This window comes from Pedobacter sp. MC2016-15, assembly GCF_026239695.1.
Taxonomy (GTDB): domain Bacteria; phylum Bacteroidota; class Bacteroidia; order Sphingobacteriales; family Sphingobacteriaceae; genus Pedobacter.
In genome coordinates, this window is the sequence record NZ_JAPIVS010000001.1 from 219573 (window position 1) to 245020 (window position 25448).

Here is a 25448-nt window from a genome sequence, read left to right on the forward strand (position 1 = left end):
TCTTTAAAAACGTGTATAATAAGCCTGTTGCTTGCTCAGTTTTAAATCCTGCAAGATTGATGCCTTAACCTTGATGGTCAGGTTATAACTTCTGTATGTTCCGATCGGAATCCAGTGTATACTCATATCCCAGCAGTGCATATCCCTGTAGATCGAGAACGAAGTAGGCGAAAGACCATTGGTTTTGAAATCGTATCCTGAAGTAAACTGCACCTTCCACTTTGGGGTCACGTTAAAGTCTCCGTTAAAATTGAGCGTATTGGTAGTCGTAGAATTAAATGCCGTACGTTCTTTACTATAGTCAAAGCGGTAAGAAAATGTAAAGTTCCATGGAATTTTAAAATCCACAAAAGCATTGGGATCACTACTTACCTCCTGCAGCTGCGCAGCCTGTTCAGGTGTCATACCAGTTTTCTGAGCCTGGTTGGTCGCATTGTCAATTGCCTGGTTGCGGGCTTTAAAGGCCTCAGCATTCAAACTGTACCCAAATGAGAAACCAAATCTCGTTAACACCGGAATGGTATATTTATCTATCCTGTTACGGACCTTTGCAGTAGTGCTGATAATTGAATCCCTGGTAGCGTACGGACTGAACACACCATCATAGGTAAAACCTAACTTATCGGTGAATTGTGAACGACCACTAAAGTTCAAATCAGACAATTTATAAGCAGGCGCCAGGAAGTTGTAGGAACCGTTGATACTCAGACCCTGTATAATCGGGATTTTTTTCATACCCGTGCCTGTGGTATCTTTTGCAGACAACACCTTTGCTTCTACCGTGTTGTCGATACCAAAGCTGATACTTCCGCTTTCACCCTCAGCTGGTCCGCCAAGAGTAGTTCCCTGGTGGATTGAATAACGCTTGGTCCTGTTGTATACAGGGTCATATACTGGTGTTCCATCCTGATAGTACAGATCTTTGTAATTACCGAATGATGGAGCAGAGAAATCCGGACGGTAGTTCACACCCACATTAGGTGTCATCACCCAGCGTAATGCCTTCAGTTTCCCCAGGTTTTTAAATTGTGCAGTATTGTAAATCTTTGTATTAACAGATGTGTTGATAGTGTATTCTCCGGAACGGTTAAAGCCATTCACAGTATCCAGTACCGTGCTATATTGTTGCAAAATACCATTTTGAACAATCCCTTTGATCGCTGTCTGCCTTGTGGTCTGGAACTGCCATTTTTCGAGGTAACTCGCGCCAGCTGTGAAGTTAAAATATTTCAGGGCCGTGAAATTGATGGATACCGGCACTGTATGCTGGATACCGTTGCTCAGTTTATCCAGGGTTTCTCTTCTGAATAGTAGGCTGTCTTTGGTGGAGATAGAGTTGCTTGCAGTAACGCTATAACCAACAGATAACTTCTGATACCATTTCTGATCACCCACCCTGTCCTTAGAATCAAAAGGACTAAAAGTCGGAACGTTCATACTAAACTGAGGGAGTACAATGTTTACATCTGCGGACTGTGTATTCTGGCTATGAGTTGCTGCGATGGAATAGTTAATCCCGTTGGAGAAGTTTTTGGAATAGCTGATACCGGATGACAGGATGTTTTCTGCAATTGCATTATAGTTATATGAGTTTCCTCCAGCAGTATTTAGATTATACTGACTGGTCTTGATGTTTACATTCCCACTAAAAGTAGTTCCCGGTTTAGCATTGGCATCCTGCGTATGTACCCACTGAATACTGTAATCTTTTCGCGGTTCATATTCTGGTGTTCCCTCTACTCCATAACGGTTGCTTGCATATTCCAGCTTAAGATTACCTGTATACTTATATCTCTTCTTATAACTCGATGTCACTGCAGCACTGTAAGATCCCCTGGTATATAATGTTCCGAGGAACTTGGCATCCCAGTAATCATTCAAAATCATGTAATATCCAAAATTCTGAAAGTTAAATCCACGGGTAGCATCATCACCGAAACTCGGCAGAATCACCCCGCTGTTTTTCTTGTTGGGTTTAGGGAAAAACGCAAAAGGAAGCCCTAATGGCAGAGGAATATCTTCAATTTTGAGATATACAGGACCTGTGATAATCTGTTTGTCGGTCACGATCCCTTTGGTGATAAATAATCCGTAGTGTGGATGTGGCAGATCACAGGTACTGTATGTCATGCCCTTCACATTGATCTCATTATCCGGCTGACGCTTACTTTGTCCTCCTGAAAAGAAACCACCTTCCTGCTCGGTAAAAGTGTTAAACACCCTTCCCTTTCCAGATTTTGTATTGTAGAAGAGTGAATCTGCTACTGAGGAGCCCTGCTGCTCCATCTTAAAGATGGGCTTGCCCAGGTATTTATTGCTTTTAGGATCTTTACGTCCGCTGGCAAATACGGTATTGGTTTTGGAGTCGTACGTGATATAGTCGGCATCCAGCTCAAAAGACTGGTAGATTACCCGGGCCTTCCCATACAGATAAATTATACTTTTATCCTTACTGAATTTCGTGGAGTCAACTGCAGAATATTCAATTTTGTCTATCTCGGTTTTTCCTTTTTTTGAGGTATCTGCTGAAAGCTGCACAGTTTTTTTTGTAGTATCCTGTTGCTGCATCACTTGCATTGTAGAAAAAGCTGAGGATGCAAACGCAGATGGACTGGCCAAAGCCATCATTACGAATGAACTCAATAAAATAACAGTCTGTAAGAATCTCAAATTCGTAAATGAATGTAACAATTGTAGCAGTGTTTATCCCAAAACGCTCAAAATTAATGAAAAATATAGCATTGCCGGGAGCAAATCAGAAATTGCCTGAATATATTTAGCCAACGACAGATAAATATAAGACAATCAATTGATTGTAGGATAGAAATATTTTTAGATCAGAACACATTTAACATATTGGAAAGTAAAAATTTAATTATACTATCTTTGTCCGCAAACAAGCTGGCTAAAATGCTGTATGTATCATACCAGCAAATTGAAATCAGAATATTTAAATGGTATTAAAAAGAAATGTATTCCTGCTCACACTTTTATTGTTCATTAGCTCAAAAGGTGTTTTTTCCCAGGGATATAAAGTAAAGACTATTGTTATTGATGCAGGTCACGGAGGTGATAAACCTGGTGCTGCCGGAAGCTATTCACTGGAAAAGAACGTTGCCCTTCAGGTGGCACTTAAGCTGGGTCGTAAGTTTGAAGAGGATATGCCAGGAGTGAAAATCCTCTACACCCGTAAAACGGATATTGATGTATCCCTTTATAAGAGAGCCGAAAAGGCAAACGACGCCAGGGCTGATTTATTTATCGCTATACACTGCAACTCCATGCCTGATAAACGAGTGGTAACGGGTTATACCAAGCGGAAAGGCAGGAAAGTTCCCAAATACAGCTATGTAAAGAACAAAGTGACGCGTGGTGTAGAAACCTTTGTTGCAGGAAGCCACCGCCTCCATGAGCAGGATGGTGCCATCAGGGAAAATGCCGATGCCAGTCTGGAAAAGGACTATAAAAAGCATTATGACGGCTACGATCCCAAAGACCCCGAAACATTTATTATATTATCTTTGTTTAAGAATGTATACAGAGACAAAAGCCTTAGATTAGCGAAACTGATCCAGAACAATTATACCAGAGATAACAACAGGTTGGACAGAGGCGTAAAAGAACAGGGAATATTAGTCCTGCAAAGATGTGGCATGCCTTCTGTACTCACCGAAATAGGGTTTATTTCAAATCCTGCTGAAGAGAAATACATGAATTCTGCCAGCGGACAATCGGAGATTGTGAATGCAATTTTTAAAGCTGTGAAGACCTATAAAAAAGAAACTGAAGTTAATTAAGTAAACCAAGCATAAGTGAAAATAGCAAACGAAACCAAAGTAGGCATATTAGCAGCCTTTTCCATCGCCGTATTGATTATCGGATATAACTTTTTAAAAGGAAATTCCATTTTTTCAAGCGAGACCGTATTATATGCCAGGTACGCCCGTGTGGATGGTCTGGCTGTTTCCAAGCCGGTACTGATTAACGGATTTCAGATTGGCCGTGTAGATAAGCTGGTTTTACAGCCTAACGGCGAAATTGTAGCTACGCTGAAGATCAAAGGCAAATATGATATTCCTAAAAACAGTATCGCCCGCCTTGAAGGTACCGACCTGCTGGGTAGCAAGGCTATCGTTATGGCTTTGGGTACGGGTACTGATTTTGCACTTGATGGCGATACGCTGAATGCTAATGTGGCGCAGGGCCTGATGGAAGCTGTAGAGCCGGTTCAGAAAAAGGCTGAGCTGATCATCGGAAAGATGGACTCGATCCTTACCAGTGTAAATACCATTCTCAACCCCGACTTCCAGAAAAACGTTAATAAAAGCTTTAACAGTATCTCTGCAACCTTAGCTTCGCTTGAAGGTACTTCTAAAAAGGTTGATGGACTGGTTGGTACCGAGGGCAAAAGAATTTCAGCGATTTTAGCTAATGCTGAATCCATCTCTGCAAACCTGAAAAACAATAATGAAAAGATCAATGCGATCTTAACAAATATCAATACCGTTACCGATCAGGTAGCCGCTGCGAACTTTAAGCAGACTATCGACAATGCAAACAAAGCTGTGGCAGACCTGCAAGGTATTGTGACGAAGGTAAATGATGGTAAAGGAACATTGGGATTACTGGTTAACGACACTAAAATGTACGATAACCTGAATAACGCTTCCAAAAACCTGGATAACCTGATCATCGATCTAAAAGAAAACCCTAAAAGATACGTTCACTTCTCCGTTTTTGGAGGAGGTTCCAAAGACAAATAAAAAGGCATGGCCTCATCCCGACCTAGCGTTCTTTTGCGCAGCAAATTAATGCAGTCGAGATGAGGCCATACCTTTTTATTTCCTCCAGATTGAACCCATAAGATTCACCAAATGCATTAAACTTTTACAGAATTTGTGTATAAAGGGGATTTAGCACAAAAAAAGCATCATACCTGCTGACGACTGCATTAATTTGCTACGCAAAAGAACGCTAGGTCGTCATCAGGTATGATGCTTTTTTTTAGATAATGTAAGTGTTTCCCTCAAGAGCAAGCTCAGTGTGCTCAAAAGCTGTAAGGGCTTCTTCTAAAAGAGGCGTGAGTGTTTTGTAACGCGAAGAAAAGTGCCCGATCAGCAGTTTAGTGGCTCCAACGGTTTTCGCAATCTGTCCGGCCTGTAAGGCAGTAGTGTGATGCGTAAGGTTGGCCCTGTCCAGCAATTCATGCTGAAAGGTTGCCTCATGATAAAGCATCGTACAATTTCTAATACTCTCCAGGTATGATCCGTCAGCAAGCGTATCAGAGCAGTAGCAGTAACATTTCGGTTCGTCAGAATCACGCGTATAGTCCTCGTTGAGGATCAACCTCCCCCCTGGCAGTTCAAGGTTTAATCCCCGTTTCAGTAAGGGATAATATTCAACCGGTACGTTATCCGCCTCCAGTTTTTCAGAAAGCAGTTTACGCTGACGTTTTTTCTCCGTGAATTTAAAACCTGTGGTAGGAATACGATGGTTCAGCACAATCGTTTCTACGGTCATGTCCTGGTTTTCAAAGATCTTCTTTGGAACATCAGCTGTAGTGACAATAAACTCAATCTCGTAACGCAGGATCGTGTCAGAATACTTAAACTGCAGATCCAGGATCTCCTTAAGCGGTTCCGGTCCAAAGATCTGGAAGGGCTTAATACGACCGTTCAGGTGCATTGTAGAAAGCAAGCCGATTAGGCCGAAGTAATGGTCGCCATGAAGGTGGCTGATAAAGGCAGCATCAATTTTGCTGGCCTTCATGCCGTACCGGATCATCTGATGCTGCGTACCTTCGCCGCAATCTATCAGGTAGATCTTTTCATTACAATTTAAAAGTTGTGCTGTTGGATTTCTATTAAAAACAGGAGTAGCGGAACTACTCCCTAAAATGGTAACCTCAAATCTCATTAAATCTCCTGATCAAAGCTCCCCAGTAATTCCTTCTCAATCTCTTCCATGAAGATCAAATCTTCAGCTTCATCCAGTTTATTTACAATATTCAGCGACTGATCTATAGACGACATCTCCAGTAACGCACGGATGCACTTCGTAATTCCCGTCACAATAAATAACCCATTGGCTTTTTTGCACAACCTGTCTCCTACCAGCAGACAGCTCAGATCCTGTGAATCATCACATGAAGACACCACAGAAAGATCCAATACTATATTACAGTAGCCCTCAGCATTCAATAAGATAAACTCAGATTTTAACCTGGGTGCATTTTCCGTGGTTAAACAGGCTTCATCTAATCTGAGGACAACATACTTTTCGTGTTTATCGACTGAAAATTTCATATTAGTGCGATTTGATGCAAACAAATTAAGAATTTAATTTGATAAAAGTGCAGTAAGACTCGTTAAAACATTTTGCTCTACCCTGTTCAGGATATTGTCCTGTTCGTTCTTAATGAATTTATCACCTGTAATCTGCTCGTAAAGCTCAATATAGCGGTCAGAGATAGAATCCACAATCTCAGGAGTCATTTCCGGTACAGTTTGTCCGTCTTTGCCCTGGAAACCGTTTTCTATCAGCCATTTTCTTACAAACTCTTTGGACAGTTGTTTCTGTGGCTCATTGTTATCCTGACGCTCAGCATAACCTTCAGCATAGAAATAACGTGAAGAATCAGGCGTATGGATTTCATCAATCAGGAAAATCTCATCCCCAACTTTACCGAACTCATATTTTGTATCTACCAGGATCAGTCCACGTTCTGCAGCCATTTCAGTTCCTCTTTTGTAGAGTGCCTGCGTATATTCTTCCAGACGGTCGTAGTCCTGAATGGAAACGATACCCTTGGCAAGAATATCCTCCCTTGAAATATCTTCATCATGACCCACATGCGCCTTTGTCGTTGGCGTAATAATCGGCTCCGGTAATTGATCGTTTTCCTTTAATCCTTCAGGTAGCGCTACGCCGCAAACACTGCGTTTGCCAGCACTGTATTCTCTCCAGGCATGTCCCGCCAGATATCCGCGGATCACCATTTCCACTTTAAAAGGCTCACAGATCCTTCCAATTGTTACCATTTCATCCGGCACAGCAATCACCCAGTTTGGAACGATATCGGCTGTTGCCTTTAAGAATTTTGCGGCAATCTGGTTTAACACCTGGCCTTTAAAAGGAATAGCTTCAGGCAGTACCACATCAAATGCAGAAATCCTGTCTGTTACCACCATCGTCATTAGACGGTGATCAATCGTATATACATCACGTACCTTACCCTTGTAGAAATTGCTCTGTTTTGGAAAATTAAAATTGGTTTCTTTTATTGCTCTCATGTTGTTGATGGTTCACATCAATTATTGTTAAAAATTACTCTTCAAATCAGCACTACTGGATATCTCCGTAGGCTTTCAAAATCCTCTTCACGAGTTTGTGTCTTACCACATCTTCACCGGTCAGGTAGATGATCTCGATGCCCGGAATATCATCCAGGATGCGTAATGCATTGTGGAGGCCCGACATCCCTTTTTTTGGTAAATCGATCTGGGTGACGTCCCCTGTTACGATGAATTTAGCCGAAGGCCCCATACGTGTCAGGAACATTTTCAGCTGCAGATCAGTTGAGTTCTGCGCCTCATCCAGGATCACGAAACAATTGTCGAGCGTCCTTCCACGCATAAATGCCAGTGGAGCGATCTCGATAGTCCTGTTCTCCAGATATAGTTTTAGTTTCTCGGCCGGGATCATGTCATCCAGCGCGTCATATAAGGGGCGCAGGTATGGATCCACCTTTTCTTTGAGATCTCCCGGCAGGAAGCCCAGGTTCTCCCCTGCTTCAACCGCTGGTCTCGTCAGGATGATCCTTTTGATCTCTTTATTTTTTAGTGCACGGACAGCGAGTGCCACAGCAGTGTAAGTTTTACCTGTACCGGCAGGGCCGATGGCAAACAAGACATCATTCTTTACCATGCTGTCTACCATGCGACGCTGGTTGGCTGTGCGCGCTTTGATCATCAGACCATTGTTGCCAAACACAATCACCTCACCACCTCCGCCATTCACTTTGGCAGGTGCAGCAGCATCATCACTTTCAGCAAGGTGTTTTACAGCCAGAATAGATTCTATCTCATTCGTATTCAACGAACCATACTGTTCAAGATGACCAACTAACTTGCCGAACTTCTTATCAAATAATTTTTGTTCCTCTTCATCGCCCAGCACCTTCACTTCGTTGCCCCTGGCAACAATTTTAAGCTTCGGAAATGCGCGTTTGATCAACTCATAGTGCTCATTGTTTGAACCCCAGAATTGTGCCGGATCTACTGTGTCTAACGTTAGTTTGTGTTCGTTCAAAATATTGTTTTTTGGATAGGGGTGTATATTTTGATTTAAATTTGAATATTTGCAGGCGAGTTACCGCATACGCAAGAATAAGAATAAATATTCAATATTTAATGGCCATTATCACTTTAACGACAGATTTAGGTTCCAAAGATTTTTATCAGGCTGCCCTCAAAGGCAGTATCCTGACGATCTTGCCTACAGCTACTATCGTTGATATCACCCATGAAGTACCGTCGTTCAATATCTCGTATGCAGCCTTCGTTTTAAAGAACGTTTATCACTATTTTCCTAAAGGTACTGTGCACCTGATAGGTATAGATTCTGTGTTCAGCGAGAACACCAAATATGTCGGAGTCAAATTCCGCGACCATTATTTTGTGGGTGCAGACAACGGCATTTTTTCCCTGCTTTTTGAGGGGCAGCCCGACGAGATTGTGGAGCTCAACATTATGCAGGACCTGAAATATCTGCACTTCCCTCTCGTAGATATTTTTGTAAAGGCAGCCATACACCTGGCCAAAGGCGGAAAGCTGAAAGATATCGGGCTTCATACAGACGGAGTTGAAGAAAGGACACTGTTAAACCCCGTGATCGAGAAAGATATGATTAGGGGAAGCGTAATCTATATCGATACATTCTGCAACGTCATTACCAACATCACTAAAGAGCTATTTACCAAAATCCAGCGTAACCGAGATTTCACCCTTTATTTCAGGAAGAGCGAAACCATTACCCAGCTTAGCTGGCACTACAATGAAGTGCCCGAAGGGGAAAAGTTGTGCCTCTTTGGCATCAGCAACCATCTGGAGATCGCCATCAACAAAGGAAAAGCCAGTGGTTTACTGGGCCTGCACCTCAGCGATATCGTCCGTATACAGTTTCACGGGTAGTCTCCCCTCATTTGTTACACTCAGCCTTTTGATAAGGCATAAAGTTTGCAGGGATATCCTAAACATATAGAATGATCAGATTTTTATTGCTATTCCTTATTTTCAGCGGAGGCCTTAATGCCATGGCCCTGCCAGCGGATACTTCAGCCTACCAGTTTCAACGATTAAAAATCAATAGCTTACTTGCCGAGAGGAGTGCCAAATTTGGTCAGTACGACCTCAGTCTAAATGCCAGAACCGGCATCTTTGGCTTGCAGACCAAAAACGATTTGCGAAATTCCAATGAGATACTGAGAGGAATTATTTTGAGCGACAACAATATTTTCAGGGAGCTTAAGATCCTGATGAATTATAAAGACCAGGAAGTGCAGCAGGTGCAAAACAATGCCAGCAGTAGCAACAAACGGATTGAGGCGTACATGCTCACCATCAAAAAATTGCAGCAGCAGAATGATGAACTCAAGGCTCAGGCTGAGCAGGTAACAGAGAAAAAAGATACCAACCTGTATCTGATCATCGTCCTCGTGGTGGTCATTGCCGGATGGGGAATCTACAGCTACAGCGCCACAAGGCGGAAACAATAAAGTTTAGGGACTCAATAGCTTAAGTCCCTAAACCTCAATTCTTACTTATTGAAATGTGCAATGATCAGTGAAGCTAATTCTTCACCAATACGTTCCTGAGCTTCATTTGTAGCCGCACCAATGTGTGGAGTTAATGAAATTTTAGGATGCGATAAAATAGCCTGTAAAGGTGTAGGCTCATTGTCAAATACGTCAAGTCCTGCGAAAGAAACCTTACCGCTATCCAATGCATTGATCAGCGCCTGCTCATCAATTGTACCACCTCTTGAACAGTTTACGATACCCACTCCAGGTTTAACCTGATCAAATTCAGCTGCGCCTAAGATCGGACGGTCTGCAAATGGTGTATGTAAAGTCAGGAAATCACTGTTTCTGATCACCTCGTCAAGTCCCACAGTTTTCACCGGGATATCCAGCGTTAAGTCGCCCTGAAATTTAAGCGTAATTGCACCTTCAAATGGAAAAAGGTCATAAGCCAGGACATTCATTCCCAAGCCTAAAGCTACAGAAGCTGTAGCCCTTCCGATTCTTCCAAAACCGATGATACCTAAAGTTTTGCCTTTCAGCTCAATACCTTTAGCGTAATCTTTCTTCAATTTATTAAATGCCGTAGCACCTTCTACCGGCATCTTACGGTTAGCATCCTGTAAAAAGCGTACACCTGTAAACAAGTGAGCAAATACAAGTTCAGCTACAGATAATGAAGATGCTGCAGGAGTGTTCACCACTGCAATACCTTTTTCACGCGCATATTCAACGTCGATATTATCCATACCTACGCCACCCCTGCCAATCAGTTTCAGGTTCGGGCAAGCGTCAATCACATCCTTACGTACTTTAGTTGCACTTCTTACGGTGATCCCATCGTAGTTCTGCAGTGCTTCAATCAATTTATCCTGTGCAACAGTTTCAGTATCAACAATAAAACCGGCTTCTTCTAATAATCGTTTTCCGATAGGGTCTATCCCATCGTTTGCAAGTATCCTAGTCATTAAATTTTATTTTTGGTTTTTTTCGGCAAATTCCTGCATTAATTCTACTAATGCATGTACACTTGTAATTGGCAGCGCATTGTAGATCGATGCTCTGAAACCACCTACACTTCTGTGTCCTTTAATTCCTTCCATTCCATTTTCTTCAGCAAATTTCAGGAATGGTTTTTCCAGTTCAGGATTTTCCATTACGAAACATACGTTCATTCTGGAACGGTCTTCAACAGCACAAGTACCTTTGAAGAATGGGTTTCTGTCAATTTCAGTATATAAAGCTTTTGCTTTCGCGATGTTTTCTTTTTCAATCTCAGCTACCCCACCTTTAGATTTTAACCATCTCAGGTTTAGCATAGCCACATAAATAGCGAATACAGGAGGCGTATTGTACATTGATCCGCCATCGATATGTTGTTTATAATCCAGCATCGAAGGAATCTTGTTGGTAGTTTTACCTAAGATCTCATCTTTAATGATCACAACAGTAGCACCGGCAGGGCCGATATTTTTTTGTGCGCCCGCATAAATCAGGTCGTACTGAGATACGTCGATCACCCTGCTCATGATATCAGAAGACATATCGCACACTACCGGAACCTTTGTTACAGGTACAGTCAGCAATTCTGTTCCGTAGATCGTATTGTTGGATGTAAAATGGAAATAAGCACTGTCCTCAGGAATAGAAAAATCCTTAGGGATATAAGTAAAGTTAGCCTCTTTAGAAGTTGCTACTACGTTGGCTTTACCGAAGTGTTTTACTTCTTTAATAGCCTTATTAGCCCACACACCAGTCTCCAGGTAACTTGCAGTTTGTCCTTCGCTCAGCAGGTTCATCGGAACCATTGCAAACTGCAGACTTGCACCACCCTGTAAAAACAACACAGAGTAACCTTCAGGTACATTTAACAACTCTTTCACTAGTTTAACAGCTTCTGCTACTACCGCCTCAAACTCAGGCGTACGGTGGGAGATTTCCAGAATCGATAACCCGTCTTTAAAATCTAAAACGGCTTGTGATGCCTGTTTAAATACTTCCTGGGGTAGAATGCAGGGACCTGCTCCAAAATTATGTCTCATTTTATATGCTATTTATATTGATTGTAAATGTAATTGTTTTATCGAAATTAACGCCGCATTTTTGAAATTAACTACTGAAAGCATAGAGCTTATATAGTATTGCTTTGAGCTGAAGGCAGATGCTTCATGGAGGAAATCATATCCTGTGGTGATGGGGCTCCGAAAATAGCATTCCCGGCAACCAGCACATTAGCACCGGCATGTACCAGATCAGGCGTATTGTGTATGCCTACTCCTCCGTCCACTTCGATGAGCAGATCAGGTTTAAGCACATTTGCCAGACTCCGGAGCCTGCGGATTTTATCCAGCGTATTCGGAATAAACTGCTGACCACCGAAACCAGGGTTTACAGACATCACCAGTACCATATCCAGATCTGAGAGGATGTCGGTCAGTAACTCTACGGGTGTATGCGGATTGAGAGCTACACAAGCCTTTGCCCCGGCTTCGTGAATAGATTGCACTGTTCTGTGCAAATGCGGACAAGCCTCATAGTGTACAGTAATCATTGCAGCACCGGCTTTGGCAAAGCGTTCGATATACTGATCAGGGTTAACGATCATCAGGTGTACATCCAGCGGTTTCTTTGCATGCTTTGCAATCGCTTCCATTACCGGAAAACCGAAGGAGATATTCGGTACGAAAACGCCATCCATAATATCCACATGAAACCAGTCGGCTTCACTGTTATTAATCATTTCCACATCGCGTTGTAAATTGGCAAAATCAGCAGAAAGAACTGAAGGGGCAACCAGGTGTTTCATGAAGTAAATATAAAAAAATAACCTATTTTAAAACAAAAAACCCCGCAAAATGCGGGGTTTATGACAATTCATTAAGCAGGTTTGTTGTCCTGCGTGCCTTCCGGTTTAGCGGGGCGTGGCAGTAAAGCTTTTCTTGAAAGCTTCATTTTTCCTTGCTTATCGATATCTAGTAGTTTAACCTGGATTTTGTCGCCTTCTTTGAGTACGCCATCCATAGTTTCCAAACGTTCCCATGCAATCTCAGAGATGTGCAGCAGTCCGTCTTTACCTGGCATGATTTCAACAAATGCACCAAACGGCATGATTGATTTCACTTTACCATCGTAAGTTGCACCTATATCCGGTTTAGCAGCAATTGCGTTGATACGTTTTACAGCAGCATCAATTGCAGCTTTGTTATCAGCGAAGATCTCAACGATACCTTTGTTACCAACCTCTTCGATAGAGATAGAAGCACCAGTTTCGCGTTGCATCTCCTGGATGATTTTACCGCCTGGGCCAATTACAGCACCAATAAATTCTTTGTCAATGCTCAGAGAAACGATACGCGGAGCGTGGTCTTTGTAATCTTCACGTGGAGCAGCAATCGTTTTCTTCATCTCGTTTAAGATGTGTAAACGAGCTTCGTTAGCTTGTTTAAGGGCAGCAGTTAATACTTCCCATTTCAAACCATTGATTTTTAAGTCCATCTGACAAGCTACGATACCTTTTTCAGTACCAGTAACCTTGAAGTCCATATCACCCAAGTGATCTTCATCACCAAGGATATCTGTAAGGATTGCATATTTTCCAGTTTTCTCATCAGTGATCAATCCCATTGCAATACCCGATACCGGAGCTTTGATTTTGATACCGGCATCCATCAGTGCAAGCGTACCCGCACAAACAGTAGCCATTGAAGAAGAACCGTTTGATTCCAGGATATCAGAAACGATACGGATCGTGTATGGGTTTTCTTCCAGTCCTGGTAAAACTTTTCTCAGTGAACGCATTGCCAGGTTACCATGACCAATCTCGCGACGGCCTGCTCCCCTGTTCGGGCGAACCTCACCAGTAGAGAAACCAGGGAAGTTATAGTGTAAAAGGAATTTGTTGTATCCATTGATGAAAGCACCATCAATCATTTGCTCATCATCTTTAGAACCTAAAGTAACAGTTGTTAAAGATTGAGTTTCTCCACGTGTAAATACTGCAGAACCGTGAGCAGAAGGAAGGTAACTAACTTCAGACCAGATTGGTCGTACTGTACGTACATCACGACCGTCTAAACGCATACCTTCGTCTAATACCAGGTTACGGATAGCATCATATTGTACATCATGGAAATATTTTTTTGACAGGAAGCCTGTTACGTCATCGATATCTTCACCTAAAGTTGCGATGAAGTCCATCAGGATCTCTCCAAATTTATCGCCACGCTCAGCTTTACCAGTCTGGCTTTTTGCTACAGCATATACTTTATCATAAGTAGCTGCATAAACTTGTTCTTTCAGCTCAGGGTTGCTGTCTTCATGTGAATATACACGTTTAACAGTTTTACCTACCGCTTCAGCCAGTTCTTTCTGTGCCTGAACCTGGATGATAATCGCTTTGTGTGCAAATTCGATAGCTTCAACCATTTCTTCTTCAGAGATCTCATCAGCTTCACCTTCCACCATTACGATGTCACGCTCAGTACCAGCCACAAGGAATTCCATTGTAGCACGCTCTAAGTCGCTCACATAAGGATTGATTACCAGCTGGCCATCAATTTTAGCTACACGTACTTCAGAGATTGGTCCGTTGAAAGGGATATCAGAAACAGCAATCGCAGCAGAAGCTGCAAGACCTGCCAGTGAATCCGGCATAATATTTTTATCAGATGAGATCAGAGTGATCATCACTTGAGTATCAGAGTGATAGTCTTCAGGGAACATCGGACGCAAAGCACGGTCAACCAAACGTGAGATTAACACCTCATAGTCTGATAATCTTGCTTCACGACGCAGGAAACCACCTGGAATACGGCCTGCGGCAGCATATTTCTCCTGGTAATCTACAGATAATGGTAAAAAGTCAACACCAGATTTTGCACCTACTGTAGATACTACAGTTGCCAAAAGCATGGTATCACCCATTCTTACAACTACAGAACCATCAGCCTGTTTAGCTAGTTTACCTGTTTCGATTTCAATGATCCTACCATCTCCCAGGTCGAACGATTTTTTTATTACATTCATTTACAATTTGTTGCGGTGTGTTTTCCTCTTTCTCCACACCTGATTTATATATACGTTTTTTTACTTTTCAATTAAAAAAGCCATCCTGAAGAATGGCTTTTCTTGACATTAATACGCTTATTTGCTATCTCTCGTACCGATAGGTTTGATGATATCTCTCAGCCCTAAAGCTTTGATAATTGCACGGTAGCGGTTGATATCTTTGTGATAAAGGTAAGCCAGGATACCACGGCGTTTACCTACTAATTTTTGAAGAGATAACTGAGTAGAGAAATCTTTACGATTTTTCTTTAAGTGTTCAGTTAAGTGTGCGATACGGTAAGTGAATAACGCTACCTGACCTTCTGCTGAACCTGTGTTAGTTTCTACTTCGCCGTGTTTTTTGAAAATGTCGGCTTTTACTTCTTTACTTAAATACATTGCTTGAATTATACTAAAGTGTATATGGATTAATTAATTGAGCGCAAAGATAGTGTAAGTTTTAATGATTAGCAAATATCCCAAATGATTTAAAAAATACATACAGATGTTGATTGAGATTTCCTTAAACAAGCCTTAAGCCCTATTTTTGCGCTATGGAACAGACAAAGTACAGCATTTTTGAAACCGAACTTACCGTAAGACCTGATGATATCGACATGTTTAACCATGTACACAACAGTAAATACTTCGATTATGTACTTGCTGCCCGCTATGAGCAGATGGAAAAATTCTACCATATGCCCATGGAGCATTTCCTTGAAAACGGCTATGGCTGGGTGGTACGCACAGCCTATGTAGATTTTAAGAGGCCTCTTAAAATGGGTAACGTCATCAAGATCCGCACGGGTATACTCACCATAAACGATAAGGGTTGCCGTGTACAATTTGAGATTGAGAATGCTGCGACAAAGAAAATCGCTGCTGATGGCTGGTTCGACTATGTCATGATCAATACCGTGACAGGCAGAGGAACCAGCGTTACTGATGAGATGATTGCTACCTATAGTATATAAGGTACACTTAGGCGGTTTTCATTTTATTTACCTTTTCATCTCCGCTACCCGGAATATATCCCAGTCCGGGCGTTAACCAATGTAAAAGAATTACCCTTGAATAGCGGTAGTTGAATGGAGAGCAAAGAAATACTGTCAGTAATAAGATACCTACATAATACCAAAGGCTGTCGTATTCCAGCGGCAGCCCCAATACATAGGCAGCTACACTGGCGCTGATCATTTCTGCAACATTCATTGCGTAACTCACAAACATGGATACATAGAAAAATCCCGGCTCCCTTTCAAAGCGGAGGTTGCAATGCGGGCAATATTCATTGGTAATCTGTCCTTTAAGCGAAAGCGCGTACATTTTACCAGAAAAAATATCCCCCTGGCGGCATCTTGGACACTTGCAATGTATAACGGCCTGGAGTTTGGTGATCGGTTCCATATGGGTAATGTTTATGCTTCAAAGGTAAGCTTTTTAAAAGCACGAAATTTATGATCTAGGTCATAAATGCTATTATTTAATGAGTTTACCCCTGCTCAGATTAACCTCTCCTGCCGCCGACATCTTTTTGATTGTTCTGATCACCGTCTCTACCCGCAGACCACTCATGTCTGCCAGAGCCTGCCGTGTTACCCCCAGTTCTGCCCCTTTCTCCAGATCACGACCCAGATAGTTGACCAGCGTCTTTAACCTGTGTTCCGCCTGCTCGTTGCCGAGTTCTTCCAGCATCATCGATTTATAAAACAGCCTGTTGCTCAGCGTCTCGATCAGGTTCATACTAAAGGCCCTGTCCTCCTCTAAAATCTGAAGAAACTGCGCGTGATCTACCAAAATCAGCTCTGTATCCGCTGATGCGATCGTGTAAGCCAGGTATGGCCGCTGCAGCAGCAGTGCAGGTTCTCCAAAGTACTGTTTAGCTTTAAAAATCCCCTGCAAAAATTCCTTTCCTTCTTTGTTTACTGTCACCATCCGGATTTCGCCTGATTTGATAAAATAAACATAACGTGGATTTTGCCCAGGTTCATAAACAACGGCACCTTTTTTGTACGACAGCGTTTTGAATTGATGTGCTAACAGATAACTACTTAACATCCTCAAAAGTACTCAATTCGTGAAAAAAAAGCGCAATACCTTTTAGCATTACAAACAAGCTTCATTATGACAAAAATCTTTACTAAAAACCTCCTCGTTCTGGCAGCAGCAAGTCTAACTTTCTGCAGTCAGCAATTGTACGCACAAACATCTGATTCAGACAACTTGTCTGACGAACCAAAGAACATTGTCAAATGGAACGTGGCAGCCCTCATCACCAAAAGTTATTCTTTTCAGTACGAACGGGCTGTAAGCAACAACATCGCGGTAGCACTCGGTTACAGAAACATGCCTAAGTCGAGCATTCCCTTTAAAGGAACGATCAATGATGCTGTAGATGATCTGCAAACGGAAAGAACAATCGACAACTTTAAAACCTCCAACTTTGCGATCACTCCAGAAGTAAAGTTTTATCTCGGCAAAAAGGGCGTGTTTCATGGGTTTTACCTTGCACCTTATGTAAGCTATGCAAAGTACAGTGGGGAAGGACCATTCCAGTTTGACATCCCCCAGCTGAACCGTACAGAAACGATGTTTTTTAAAGGAGATATCAATACTTATACTGCCGGCTTAAAACTTGGCGCACAGTTTCAGCTGAGCAAACTGATTTATCTCGACTGGTGGATTATCGGTCCTAACTACGGCTCTGCCAAAGGGGATCTGTATGCACAGAGAAATTCCAATGCACTGGAACAGCAAGTTATTAAACAGGAAATTGACGACCTGATCGACGACCTGCCTCTGATCAAGGCAAGCAGTACTGTTGATGCCAATGGTGCCAATATCAGAATCAAAGGACCATGGGCTGGCGTAAGAGGCGGTCTTAACGTAGGCTTCAGGTTTTAAGAAATTTATAGCCAAAAAAAATAGCGGCAATCTTTTCAGGGTTGCCGCTATTTTTTTTATCAGGCCATTTATGATTAGCCGATTGTCTCTTTGATCACCTTTGTATAGAAATCGTTCAACTTAAGTCCAAATGCAGCAATCTGCTGTGGGATAAAACTTGTAGCCGTTTGTCCCGGAATCGTATTGATCTCAATAAAATAAAAATCACCTTCATCACCCAGCAGGATAAAATCCATCCTCACCACTCCCCTGCAGTTCAGCCGCTGATAAACTGAAGCAGCAACCTGCTCCACTCTAGTCCGCGTTTCAGGACGTAAAACTGCCGGAGTAGTTTCCGTCGCCACACCAGGAGTATACTTCGCTTCAAAATCAAAAAACTCCTTTGCTGTTTCAACCTCTGTTGCCGGCAGTACCGTAACTTTTCCATCCAGCTTAACCACACCAACGGTAAACTCACGGCCTTCAATAAATTCCTCGATCAGGATCTGCGTATCTTCTTTAAAAGCCTTATCTATGGCTGACTGCAGATCATACTGATTTTTAACCTTACTCATACCAATGCTGCTTCCACCGTTGTTGGGCTTCACAAAATATGGCAGACGCAGCGTTTGCTTGATCTCATTCAGGTCGTAAGGTACATTACTAAAGATCTGCACAGATTTCGCTACATGCAAACCCGGAAGATCCTGTACCACTGCTTTGGTATATCCTTTATTCATGGTAATTGCAGAGGTCAGCGCATCACATGAGGTATATGGGATATTCAGCATATCCAGGTAACCCTGCAGCTTTCCATCCTCGCCAGGTGCGCCATGGATAGCGATAAATACACCGTCGAAAGTAACCTTACGTCCTTTGATGGTCAGGGAAAAATCGTTCCTGTCTACCTCAATTTTTACGGAATCCGCAGGCTCATAAAACCAGCCCTGCTGTGTAACCATAATTTTGTAGACCTCAAACTTATCAGGATCAAGGTTATGGGCAATGGTAGCGGCGCTTTTTACAGATATCACCCACTCTCCTGTGGTGCCTCCGGTCAGCAATGCAATTATTTTCTTCATCGTTTTTTCTATATTTAGGCAGTCGTATATCTGCTTAACGAATTAATTCAACTATAGGACATGTGCCCAAAAATATTAAAATAGTTTATTCTGATCTCATTTAAATTCCGATAAAATATAATTTTAGTCTAAATTTGACCCGATATAAGGCACCCATATAAAATAAATGGCAAAATTCATCTCCTATTTACAAACCAAATCTTTCAGAAATAACCTCATTGCAGCAATAACAACCGTAGTAGTGCTCCTGCTGGTGGCTTTCTTCAGTTTGCGCTATTATACCAAACATGGACAGGGACTAAACGTACCTGCCGTGAAGGGATTAAACTTTAATCAGGCGGTTACCAAACTGGAAGACCTGGGGCTTCGCTATGAAGTAGATTCTGTATATATTATGGATATGCCGCCAGGAACGGTGATCGACCAGGATCCGGAAGCGAATACCTTTGTAAAAGACAACAGAACGATATACCTGACCATCAATACGGCGCAGGCACCTAATGTGAAATTCCCGGATATCCAGTTTAAATCATTTATAGAAGCACAGTCTGTCATCGGCAGTTTTGGCTTAAAAGTTGGTGATACTGTGTATAAGGCAGATGTGAGCAGAGATGTTGTACTGGAAGTTTCATTTGGAGGACAGGCGATCAAGCCGGGAGATATTATTCCTAAGGGATCAAAAATTGATATGTTGCTGGGCGACGGACGTGGAAATGAGGATGTTGAGATCCCTACACTGATCGGATTTACCCGTGATGAGGCCGCTTTCTCACTGAGAGGATCAAACCTGAAGCTGGGCGTAGTTACGTATGAAGGAAACATCACCGATACGGCGAACGCTGTAATTGTGTCACAAAGCCCGGTATTGTCAGATACCTTAACCAAAGTGAAATTAGGCACACCTGTAAATATCACCTTATCAAACAATAAGCCTTCGAATTAGATTTAAGATCTTTTATGACTACTGAACCTAAAAAAGTAAAAAGTAACACCCTTATTATTATTGCTGCTGCCGTTCTGATACTTGGTATTGGTGTAGGCTATTACGGATACCAGCAGTTTTCTATCTATTTCAAACCGAATGTGACAGGCAAAGAAGCTTATCTGTATATCAAAACAGGTGCTACTATAGATGATGTATATGCAGAGATTAAAAGCAAAAATATCCTTTCCGATGTAGGTACCTTCAGTCAGGCTGCCGCGAAGATGGAGCTGGCATCACGCCTTAAACCGGGACGGTATAAACTGGATAAGAAAATGACCAACCGTGCGCTGATCAATAAGATCAAAGCGGGTAATCAGGATGCTGTAAAGCTAAAGTTCCATAATATCCGCAGGAAAGAAGATTTTGCAGGATATCTGGCAAAAAACCTGGAGTCAGATTCTACAGCTTTTATTAAAGTATTGGATTCTGCAGCCCTGGTAGAGAAATACGGTTTTACCAAGGATAACAGTTACACTATGTTTATTCCGAACACGTATGAAATGTACTGGAATACATCACCAATTGAATTTTTTGAGAGGATGCAAAAGGAATATGATAAATTCTGGACTACAGACCGCAAAGATAAAGCAGCAGCGCTGAAGCTGAGTACGCAACAGGTAACCGTGTTGGCTTCTATCGTGGATGCTGAGGCCCTGTACGACAAAGAGATGCCGATCATTGCAGGATTGTACCTCAACCGCTTAAACAAAGGAATTTTATTGCAGGCAGATCCAACAGTGATCTTTGCAAACAATGATTTCACAGTGAAACGTGTGACCAATGCTTTGCTGCGAGTAGAGTCTAAATACAATACTTATAAATATGCTGGATTGCCTCCGGGCCCGATCATGATGCCGAGCATCAACGCGATAGATGCCGTTTTAAATTATGATCATAATAACTATATCTACATGTGTGCTAAAGAGGATTTCTCGGGCTACCACGCTTTTGCGGTTACCAAAGCAGAACATGAGATCAATGCCAATAAATACCGTGCAGCGTTAAACAAAAGGAATATCTATAAATAAGCTTTTTTCTATTTTGCTTAATTTTAATGAATGAATTGGATACACTGGTACCTCTTACGGTTAAAGCCTTACGCTTCATTTATTGAATGGACTAAGGAGTGTGTACTTCCAGGGTTTAGTCCGCTCCCACTCTACACCATTGCCGTCTTTTTCTTTAAGGAGATTGGTAAAGAGTCGCTGGTGAACAAGGCATCGTCGCTGGCGTATAACTTTATGCTGGCGATCTTCCCGGGGATCATCTTTCTATTCACCCTGATCCCCTATATCCCCAAGCGTATCGGTTTCCAGGACCAGCTGATGGTTTTGCTGCAGCTGATTCTTCCAAAGCAGGCTTTTAAGGCCTTTGAGACTACGCTAAACGAAATCATTAAGATCCAGAACGGAAAGTTACTCTCCTTCGGTATCATCCTGGCCGTGTTCTTTGCCACTAACGGCTTGCATAACCTCATGAGGGCCTTCAACAAGTCATCTCTTACCCGCGAAACGCGAAGCTGGCTTAAACAGCGTTTTATTGCGTTAATCCTGACCTGCGTAATTGCGTTTTCACTGATTGTGACGATTGCAGCAATGACGGTTGGTGAAATCTTATTAAACTACATCAACAGGGGGCTGCATATCAATGGTAATTTTATCGTGTTCCTGATCGAAGTGTCGAGATGGGCCTTACTGGGGATTCTGTATTTTGTGACGATCTCCATTCTATACCGCTACGGTCCCGCGAACACGAAGAAGTGGAAGTTTTTTAGTGCGGGTTCATGGCTTGCAACAATCCTGGCATTTCTTACGATCTGGGGTTTCTCTTTTTACATCAACCACTTTGGATCGTACAATAAAGTTTACGGTTCTATCGGTACTTTAATCGTGGTGATGATCTGGTTGTATCTAAATTCTCTTATACTTTTGCTGGGTTTTGAGCTGAATGCGAGTGTTGACCTTTCAAAACGGAGCATAAAAATCATCAAACAGCCCTTCAATATGTTCAAAAAACCGCCTTCAGAGGGCAATAAATTGGGAAAATAAAAGTTTTTCTATCTCAGCGTTAAGGTGTTATCAATTTTATGTTAAAATATCTGCATCATAATTTGCAGAATCAAGTGGTATTTGTACTTTTGTCGCGGAGAGTTGGCAGAGTGGTCGATTGCGGCAGTCTTGAAAACTGTTGACTTGTCAAAGGGTCCGCGGGTTCGAATCCCCCACTCTCCGCCAAACAAAAATGCTACCCTTTTCGGGTGGCATTTTTTGTTATATAGCAAGTTCTGCGCCCTTCAGCGAAAGGCTTGCGAGAGAACAAAAAATGCCAGGAGCGCAGCGACAGCATTTTGTTTGAAGCCTCCCCCTCAAGGGATCAGGGAGTGTAGCGAGCTCATCCTAGATTTTCCTCTAAACGTTTTATTTATGCTTTAGATTGGAACAACCAAAGTCAGATGGCAACGATTTACAGCGATGAAGTACGCAGTATCAATTCTGCTTTAAAAGCGATGGAGATGAAGGTTTACAAGGCGTATGGAGAAATGGCTGACAAAAACCTACTTATTACCTCTGCAAGCCTTAAATCGTTTATGTTTGATGAAGGGATTACTCCTGCCACACCAGAAAAGACTAGTCTTAATTCTTTCACTTGACTTTCTCAAAAAGCTAATTTCGATTCATTAACTAAATCTTTTGCCACTCATCCAAGGCTTTAAGGCGGCATAAAAGTCCGAATTGATTTCCCGATACTCACTTAACGGATCTTCAGTAAAATCATAATCGGCCCATCTCAGGAAATAGTTTTGTAGTATCTGGTACAATTGAGGATCGATTTTTTGAGCTGCTGCAATTCTATGTCGTAAATAAACGTCGGGTTAGGATCACATTTGAACGCAAAAAAATTACCGATGAAGTTTCTTATTGCCGAAAGATTATATACGGCACCTTGTTTATAATATCGTGCAATCTGGCCGATGAAACCAGATTCCGTTTTAAATTCATAATAATCTAGTAGAAACATACTTCTCTCAAAGCCCCTTTCAAGGTATATGGGCAGCATCAATGTATGTGCAATACTGTTGGTGATATGTTCTGCTAAAGGAAGATCAAATAGTTGCTTCAAAATATTGCTCTGCCACATTGTGTTCTTAAAATTGCCACCAATGTATGCCTCATGATAATCGATATAGGCATGCAACAATTCATGAGTAAAGGCATCTGCTGAATAAATACCTACGGGTATAAAGAAGGTAATCGAATTTCCTATGGTGTAGACAGAATGTTCACCATTGTAGGAGGGTTCAAAATTCAGTTCAAATTTTGACTGTACTTTCTCAAAAAGATCCTTATTTCTTGAATCAATAAGTTTAGTATGGTCGATGATGCTATCCATATTTTAATATCCTATATGAATGTAAGTAATACTTCTTATTTTTAGGTATTGGAATTGGCAAACGGTAAATATTATTATGATTGAAATCACTATTGGCGTACTCGGTTTGCTGATTGCATGGTTTACCTATCAGAAAACATATCTTGATAAACCGAAGGAAGAACTAGAGCATTTTTTGGTTCAGTTTAAAGCGACACAATCTACATCCATCAAAGTCAGAAACCAGTTGATCGCAATGGTAAAAACTCAGGGAGTTGGCGAGAATGAAATATTCCAGGGAATTACTTTCAACACTTATATCAGGTTGATGAAAGAAACCTACGATAAAAACCTATCCGATGAACTGCTGTCGAACGTATTGGGCGTGAATCCCTCGAAAGCAATACTTAAATCAATGACTGATAGCCTGGAAAAACAACTGGCTGAACTGATGCAATTGGAAACGATGATTTTTGCGCGGTTAAACGCTTAATCCTCTTAATCTTGATAGCCGCTACAAACGATGCCTGATGTGGGTAATCTTAAAATCTACACTATAACCTTTTGTTTGGTTTGTCCAAAACTCTTTTTTGACAGATAGTTTACCAAGGTCATTTTCACTGAGGGCATACTTTGCCTTAACTATTGCAATTTTGATTTTATCCGGTAAAGGATCGCCAAATACGCCTTGGTGGACTAATTCCGAACATTCTAGTAGTTGCATTAGGGATGCTGCATTATCGATAGTTCCGTTGAAAACTTTCAGTCCGATATGAAGTTCAGTTGCAATTAATTGTTCACCAAGCACCATATAAGTGATAGTATCCGAAAATATAGCATCGTCAGTCAACTTAAAAGGAAATGAAATCGCACAAAATTCTTCATCAATGGTATTTCGGTAGTCGGGCGTTTCAATGCCCTTCGCAACCAACAAATCCTTTACGTGATAAGGAGACCAGCCAAGCCCCTCGTTGACAGTATGCGGGTTTTGCTCTGCATCTTTCAGGGTTTTAACCAAACTTATCGCCTGATCGATTTCTTCACGGGTTTGTAGGTTCTTGGTAAAAACCATTCTTTTCAAACGCTCCATGCCGTCGATGTCACCGTTAAAGCGAACTAATGCCTGCAACATCGCATAATTGTAAACACCTGGCAGTTTAAACTGTCTTTTCATAACCTCAAAGGCTGTTTCGTAATGCGTGTACATGGCAATACCATACAAAACTGGAAGAAAAAGCAATGACAAGGAAAGCGGCATAACAAACTGCATTAGCGTCAACCTATTAAGATAGTCCGAATAATGATAGAAAAGATGAAAGACAACGACGGTTAGAGATAGCAGCCCGAATAAAATGAATATGCCGTTCATTAGTTTATGCACGTTTCGATGTTCTGGTTTCTTATCACTGAATGCAAGCATCCCGCCAATAAAAACCGCAACCGGCACCATCAAAATTTCAATCCACCAGTCAAATGTATATAGGTCGAATATATACTCAAATATGATCGAAAACGCTATCAGAGGTTTTACTACCTGCTTTACGAACTTTTGAAAGCTGTTAATTTTTGCAGCGTTATACATTAATGGCAAAGCGACAAATAAAAACCACATTACTGTGTCCTTAACCAGTAAAGCATCCCAAATCCTGACTTTATATAATATCCAGACACAAAGTGAAATATAGCTGAAAGCGATAAGATAGGCATACAGGAACTGCTTGTAAAAGAATGCTTTTAACAGATCAAATAAGGATGACCGGTTCTTGCCGGAAAATAAAAGAACTATCAATAGTAGCGATCCCCAAATAAGATAAGCAATTTCCCGAGTGTTAAACATAATGAAATGTGTAAATAGTAAACAAAGATAAATAGGAAATGTGGACTAGGTTTGAAGCCTACCCCCTTTGAGGGATCAGGGATTGTAACGAGCTAATCCCTTATTGTTATTGTGGTAGATATTGTATATTTGTCTAAGTGAATCATACAGAAAATATAGCAGACATCTTCCCTAAACACTTGTTTTGGGATATGGATTATAGTAAGCTTGACCTTAAAAAGGATAAAGATATTATCATCCCAAGGGCTTTGTATGCAACGACTTCAGAATCTTTTTACAATGACATCTCAAAACTTGAAAGATTTTACACCACCGATCAAATTGTTACAGAGCTTAAAAATACAAAGGAGCACATAAGCAACCACGTTTGTTTGATGGTGTCAAATCGTTATCATATACATACCTTTCTACGTTTTAGCAAATGAGTAAAATATAATACATACTAAC

26 protein-coding genes and 1 tRNA gene are annotated in these 25448 nt (G+C 41.6%); 12 read left to right on the top strand and 15 right to left on the bottom strand.

Features of this window, described 5'->3' with window-relative positions; translation table 11 throughout:
* Positions 1-3: 3 nt before the first annotated feature.
* Positions 4-2643, bottom strand: a complete 2640-nt coding sequence (locus OQY15_RS00985; RefSeq protein ID WP_265786645.1) for a putative LPS assembly protein LptD — start codon at positions 2641-2643, stop codon at positions 4-6.
* Positions 2644-2954: 311 nt separating this feature from the next.
* Between OQY15_RS00985 and OQY15_RS00990 the strand changes: the two genes are divergently transcribed.
* Entirely contained in the window at positions 2955-3797 is an 843-nt protein-coding gene (locus OQY15_RS00990) for an N-acetylmuramoyl-L-alanine amidase (RefSeq protein WP_265786647.1), read from the top strand.
* Positions 3798-3812: 15 nt separating this feature from the next.
* On the top strand, positions 3813-4763 hold the full coding sequence (locus OQY15_RS00995; protein WP_265786649.1) for an MlaD family protein: 951 nt from the start codon (positions 3813-3815) through the stop codon (positions 4761-4763).
* 241 nt (positions 4764-5004) lie between these two features.
* Here the strand turns inward: OQY15_RS00995 and OQY15_RS01000 are convergent, their stop codons facing one another.
* From OQY15_RS01000 to OQY15_RS01015, 4 genes are read right to left on the bottom strand one after another with little or no spacing between them, the layout of a single operon-like run.
* Positions 5005-5916 carry a ribonuclease Z gene (locus OQY15_RS01000; protein WP_265786652.1) on the bottom strand — a complete coding sequence of 304 codons (912 nt, stop codon included), beginning with the start codon at positions 5914-5916 and terminating at the stop codon, positions 5005-5007.
* Entirely contained in the window at positions 5916-6305 is a 390-nt protein-coding gene (locus OQY15_RS01005) for an STAS domain-containing protein (RefSeq protein WP_265786654.1), read from the bottom strand. Before OQY15_RS01005 ends, OQY15_RS01000 begins: the two co-directional genes overlap by 1 nt.
* Positions 6306-6338: 33 nt before the next feature.
* A complete protein-coding gene (locus OQY15_RS01010; RefSeq protein WP_265786656.1) occupies positions 6339-7292 on the bottom strand; it encodes a phosphoribosylaminoimidazolesuccinocarboxamide synthase in 954 nt (317 codons plus the stop codon).
* A gap of 52 nt (positions 7293-7344) precedes the next feature.
* Entirely contained in the window at positions 7345-8310 is a 966-nt protein-coding gene (locus OQY15_RS01015; RefSeq protein ID WP_265786658.1) for a PhoH family protein, read from the bottom strand.
* A 101-nt stretch (positions 8311-8411) separates the two neighbouring features.
* Here OQY15_RS01015 and OQY15_RS01020 point away from each other — a divergent pair, with 101 nt between their 5' ends.
* Both OQY15_RS01020 and OQY15_RS01025 read left to right on the top strand, forming a co-directional pair.
* Complete coding sequence (locus OQY15_RS01020; RefSeq protein ID WP_265786660.1) at positions 8412-9191, top strand: SAM-dependent chlorinase/fluorinase; 780 nt, start codon at positions 8412-8414, stop codon at positions 9189-9191.
* Between the two features lie 71 nt (positions 9192-9262).
* On the top strand, positions 9263-9775 hold the full coding sequence (locus OQY15_RS01025; protein WP_265786662.1) for a hypothetical protein: 513 nt from the start codon (positions 9263-9265) through the stop codon (positions 9773-9775).
* A 41-nt stretch (positions 9776-9816) separates the two neighbouring features.
* On the opposite strand, the gene OQY15_RS01030 is transcribed toward OQY15_RS01025, so the two are convergent.
* The 5 genes from OQY15_RS01030 to rpsO form a co-directional block, all read right to left on the bottom strand.
* The gene (locus OQY15_RS01030; protein ID WP_265786668.1) at positions 9817-10767 is read right to left on the bottom strand and encodes a D-2-hydroxyacid dehydrogenase; all 951 of its coding nucleotides are present in this window, start codon (positions 10765-10767) and stop codon (positions 9817-9819) included.
* A 6-nt stretch (positions 10768-10773) separates the two neighbouring features.
* Entirely contained in the window at positions 10774-11841 is a 1068-nt protein-coding gene (gene serC / locus OQY15_RS01035) for a 3-phosphoserine/phosphohydroxythreonine transaminase (protein WP_265786670.1), read from the bottom strand.
* Positions 11842-11930: 89 nt separating this feature from the next.
* Complete coding sequence (rpe, locus tag OQY15_RS01040) at positions 11931-12605, bottom strand: ribulose-phosphate 3-epimerase (RefSeq protein ID WP_265786672.1); 675 nt, start codon at positions 12603-12605, stop codon at positions 11931-11933.
* A 71-nt stretch (positions 12606-12676) separates the two neighbouring features.
* Complete coding sequence (pnp, locus tag OQY15_RS01045; RefSeq protein WP_265786674.1) at positions 12677-14824, bottom strand: polyribonucleotide nucleotidyltransferase; 2148 nt, start codon at positions 14822-14824, stop codon at positions 12677-12679.
* 117 nt (positions 14825-14941) lie between these two features.
* The gene (gene rpsO / locus OQY15_RS01050) at positions 14942-15244 is read right to left on the bottom strand and encodes a 30S ribosomal protein S15 (protein WP_265786677.1); all 303 of its coding nucleotides are present in this window, start codon (positions 15242-15244) and stop codon (positions 14942-14944) included.
* A 155-nt stretch (positions 15245-15399) separates the two neighbouring features.
* Between rpsO and OQY15_RS01055 the strand changes: the two genes are divergently transcribed.
* Entirely contained in the window at positions 15400-15819 is a 420-nt protein-coding gene (locus OQY15_RS01055) for an acyl-CoA thioesterase (protein WP_265786679.1), read from the top strand.
* Positions 15820-15826: 7 nt separating this feature from the next.
* On the opposite strand, the gene OQY15_RS01060 is transcribed toward OQY15_RS01055, so the two are convergent.
* Positions 15827-16252 (bottom strand): DUF983 domain-containing protein, encoded by a 426-nt coding sequence (locus OQY15_RS01060; RefSeq protein ID WP_265786681.1) that lies wholly within the window; start codon positions 16250-16252, stop codon positions 15827-15829.
* A 72-nt stretch (positions 16253-16324) separates the two neighbouring features.
* Positions 16325-16903 (bottom strand): Crp/Fnr family transcriptional regulator, encoded by a 579-nt coding sequence (locus OQY15_RS01065; RefSeq protein WP_265786683.1) that lies wholly within the window; start codon positions 16901-16903, stop codon positions 16325-16327.
* Between the two features lie 66 nt (positions 16904-16969).
* On the opposite strand from OQY15_RS01065, the gene OQY15_RS01070 reads away from it, so the two are divergent.
* Entirely contained in the window at positions 16970-17749 is a 780-nt protein-coding gene (locus OQY15_RS01070; RefSeq protein ID WP_265786685.1) for a DUF3575 domain-containing protein, read from the top strand.
* A 74-nt stretch (positions 17750-17823) separates the two neighbouring features.
* On the opposite strand, the gene OQY15_RS01075 is transcribed toward OQY15_RS01070, so the two are convergent.
* On the bottom strand, positions 17824-18810 hold the full coding sequence (locus OQY15_RS01075; RefSeq protein ID WP_265786687.1) for a D-alanine--D-alanine ligase: 987 nt from the start codon (positions 18808-18810) through the stop codon (positions 17824-17826).
* A 166-nt stretch (positions 18811-18976) separates the two neighbouring features.
* On the opposite strand from OQY15_RS01075, the gene OQY15_RS01080 reads away from it, so the two are divergent.
* The 5 genes from OQY15_RS01080 to OQY15_RS01100 all read left to right on the top strand — a co-directional run bounded on the left by OQY15_RS01080 (position 18977) and on the right by OQY15_RS01100 (position 22445).
* Positions 18977-19753, top strand: a complete 777-nt coding sequence (locus OQY15_RS01080; RefSeq protein WP_265786689.1) for a PASTA domain-containing protein — start codon at positions 18977-18979, stop codon at positions 19751-19753.
* Between the two features lie 14 nt (positions 19754-19767).
* Complete coding sequence (mltG, locus tag OQY15_RS01085; protein ID WP_265786691.1) at positions 19768-20823, top strand: endolytic transglycosylase MltG; 1056 nt, start codon at positions 19768-19770, stop codon at positions 20821-20823.
* A gap of 30 nt (positions 20824-20853) precedes the next feature.
* Complete coding sequence (locus tag OQY15_RS01090) at positions 20854-21843, top strand: YihY/virulence factor BrkB family protein (protein ID WP_265786693.1); 990 nt, start codon at positions 20854-20856, stop codon at positions 21841-21843.
* Positions 21844-21939: 96 nt separating this feature from the next.
* Positions 21940-22029 (top strand) — tRNA-Ser (locus tag OQY15_RS01095).
* Between the two features lie 218 nt (positions 22030-22247).
* The gene (locus OQY15_RS01100) at positions 22248-22445 is read left to right on the top strand and encodes a hypothetical protein (RefSeq protein WP_265786695.1); all 198 of its coding nucleotides are present in this window, start codon (positions 22248-22250) and stop codon (positions 22443-22445) included.
* A gap of 137 nt (positions 22446-22582) precedes the next feature.
* On the opposite strand, the gene OQY15_RS01105 is transcribed toward OQY15_RS01100, so the two are convergent.
* Positions 22583-23185 carry a hypothetical protein gene (locus OQY15_RS01105; protein WP_265786697.1) on the bottom strand — a complete coding sequence of 201 codons (603 nt, stop codon included), beginning with the start codon at positions 23183-23185 and terminating at the stop codon, positions 22583-22585.
* Between the two features lie 76 nt (positions 23186-23261).
* Between OQY15_RS01105 and OQY15_RS01110 the strand changes: the two genes are divergently transcribed.
* Positions 23262-23657, top strand: a complete 396-nt coding sequence (locus OQY15_RS01110) for a hypothetical protein (protein WP_265786699.1) — start codon at positions 23262-23264, stop codon at positions 23655-23657.
* Positions 23658-23678: 21 nt separating this feature from the next.
* Here OQY15_RS01110 and OQY15_RS01115 read toward each other — a convergent pair whose 3' ends face one another.
* Positions 23679-25001 carry a hypothetical protein gene (locus tag OQY15_RS01115; protein WP_265786701.1) on the bottom strand — a complete coding sequence of 441 codons (1323 nt, stop codon included), beginning with the start codon at positions 24999-25001 and terminating at the stop codon, positions 23679-23681.
* Positions 25002-25448: the final 447 nt, after the last annotated feature.

What these genes read in the sequence shown, in the direction of transcription:
- OQY15_RS01020 (WP_265786660.1), top strand. Translation starts at nt 8,412, where the DNA reads ATGGCCATTATCACTTTAACGACAGATTTAGGTTCCAAAGATTTTTAT.
- OQY15_RS01070 (WP_265786685.1), top strand. Translation starts at nt 16,970, where the DNA reads ATGACAAAAATCTTTACTAAAAACCTCCTCGTTCTGGCAGCAGCAAGT.
- OQY15_RS01025 (WP_265786662.1), top strand. Translation starts at nt 9,263, where the DNA reads ATGATCAGATTTTTATTGCTATTCCTTATTTTCAGCGGAGGCCTTAAT.
- OQY15_RS01055 (WP_265786679.1), top strand. Translation starts at nt 15,400, where the DNA reads ATGGAACAGACAAAGTACAGCATTTTTGAAACCGAACTTACCGTAAGA.
- rpsO (WP_265786677.1), bottom strand. Translation starts at nt 15,244, where the DNA reads ATGTATTTAAGTAAAGAAGTAAAAGCCGACATTTTCAAAAAACACGGC.
- OQY15_RS01100 (WP_265786695.1), top strand. Translation starts at nt 22,248, where the DNA reads ATGGCAACGATTTACAGCGATGAAGTACGCAGTATCAATTCTGCTTTA.
- OQY15_RS01010 (WP_265786656.1), bottom strand. Translation starts at nt 7,292, where the DNA reads ATGAGAGCAATAAAAGAAACCAATTTTAATTTTCCAAAACAGAGCAAT.
- OQY15_RS01005 (WP_265786654.1), bottom strand. Translation starts at nt 6,305, where the DNA reads ATGAAATTTTCAGTCGATAAACACGAAAAGTATGTTGTCCTCAGATTA.
- OQY15_RS01060 (WP_265786681.1), bottom strand. Translation starts at nt 16,252, where the DNA reads ATGGAACCGATCACCAAACTCCAGGCCGTTATACATTGCAAGTGTCCA.
- OQY15_RS01030 (WP_265786668.1), bottom strand. Translation starts at nt 10,767, where the DNA reads ATGACTAGGATACTTGCAAACGATGGGATAGACCCTATCGGAAAACGA.
- mltG (WP_265786691.1), top strand. Translation starts at nt 19,768, where the DNA reads ATGACTACTGAACCTAAAAAAGTAAAAAGTAACACCCTTATTATTATT.
- OQY15_RS01000 (WP_265786652.1), bottom strand. Translation starts at nt 5,916, where the DNA reads ATGAGATTTGAGGTTACCATTTTAGGGAGTAGTTCCGCTACTCCTGTT.
- OQY15_RS01080 (WP_265786689.1), top strand. Translation starts at nt 18,977, where the DNA reads ATGGCAAAATTCATCTCCTATTTACAAACCAAATCTTTCAGAAATAAC.
- OQY15_RS01115 (WP_265786701.1), bottom strand. Translation starts at nt 25,001, where the DNA reads ATGTTTAACACTCGGGAAATTGCTTATCTTATTTGGGGATCGCTACTA.
- OQY15_RS01105 (WP_265786697.1), bottom strand. Translation starts at nt 23,185, where the DNA reads ATGGATAGCATCATCGACCATACTAAACTTATTGATTCAAGAAATAAG.
- serC (WP_265786670.1), bottom strand. Translation starts at nt 11,841, where the DNA reads ATGAGACATAATTTTGGAGCAGGTCCCTGCATTCTACCCCAGGAAGTA.
- OQY15_RS01075 (WP_265786687.1), bottom strand. Translation starts at nt 18,810, where the DNA reads ATGAAGAAAATAATTGCATTGCTGACCGGAGGCACCACAGGAGAGTGG.
- rpe (WP_265786672.1), bottom strand. Translation starts at nt 12,605, where the DNA reads ATGAAACACCTGGTTGCCCCTTCAGTTCTTTCTGCTGATTTTGCCAAT.
- pnp (WP_265786674.1), bottom strand. Translation starts at nt 14,824, where the DNA reads ATGAATGTAATAAAAAAATCGTTCGACCTGGGAGATGGTAGGATCATT.
- OQY15_RS01065 (WP_265786683.1), bottom strand. Translation starts at nt 16,903, where the DNA reads ATGTTAAGTAGTTATCTGTTAGCACATCAATTCAAAACGCTGTCGTAC.
- OQY15_RS01110 (WP_265786699.1), top strand. Translation starts at nt 23,262, where the DNA reads ATGATTGAAATCACTATTGGCGTACTCGGTTTGCTGATTGCATGGTTT.
- OQY15_RS01090 (WP_265786693.1), top strand. Translation starts at nt 20,854, where the DNA reads ATGAATTGGATACACTGGTACCTCTTACGGTTAAAGCCTTACGCTTCA.
- OQY15_RS00990 (WP_265786647.1), top strand. Translation starts at nt 2,955, where the DNA reads ATGGTATTAAAAAGAAATGTATTCCTGCTCACACTTTTATTGTTCATT.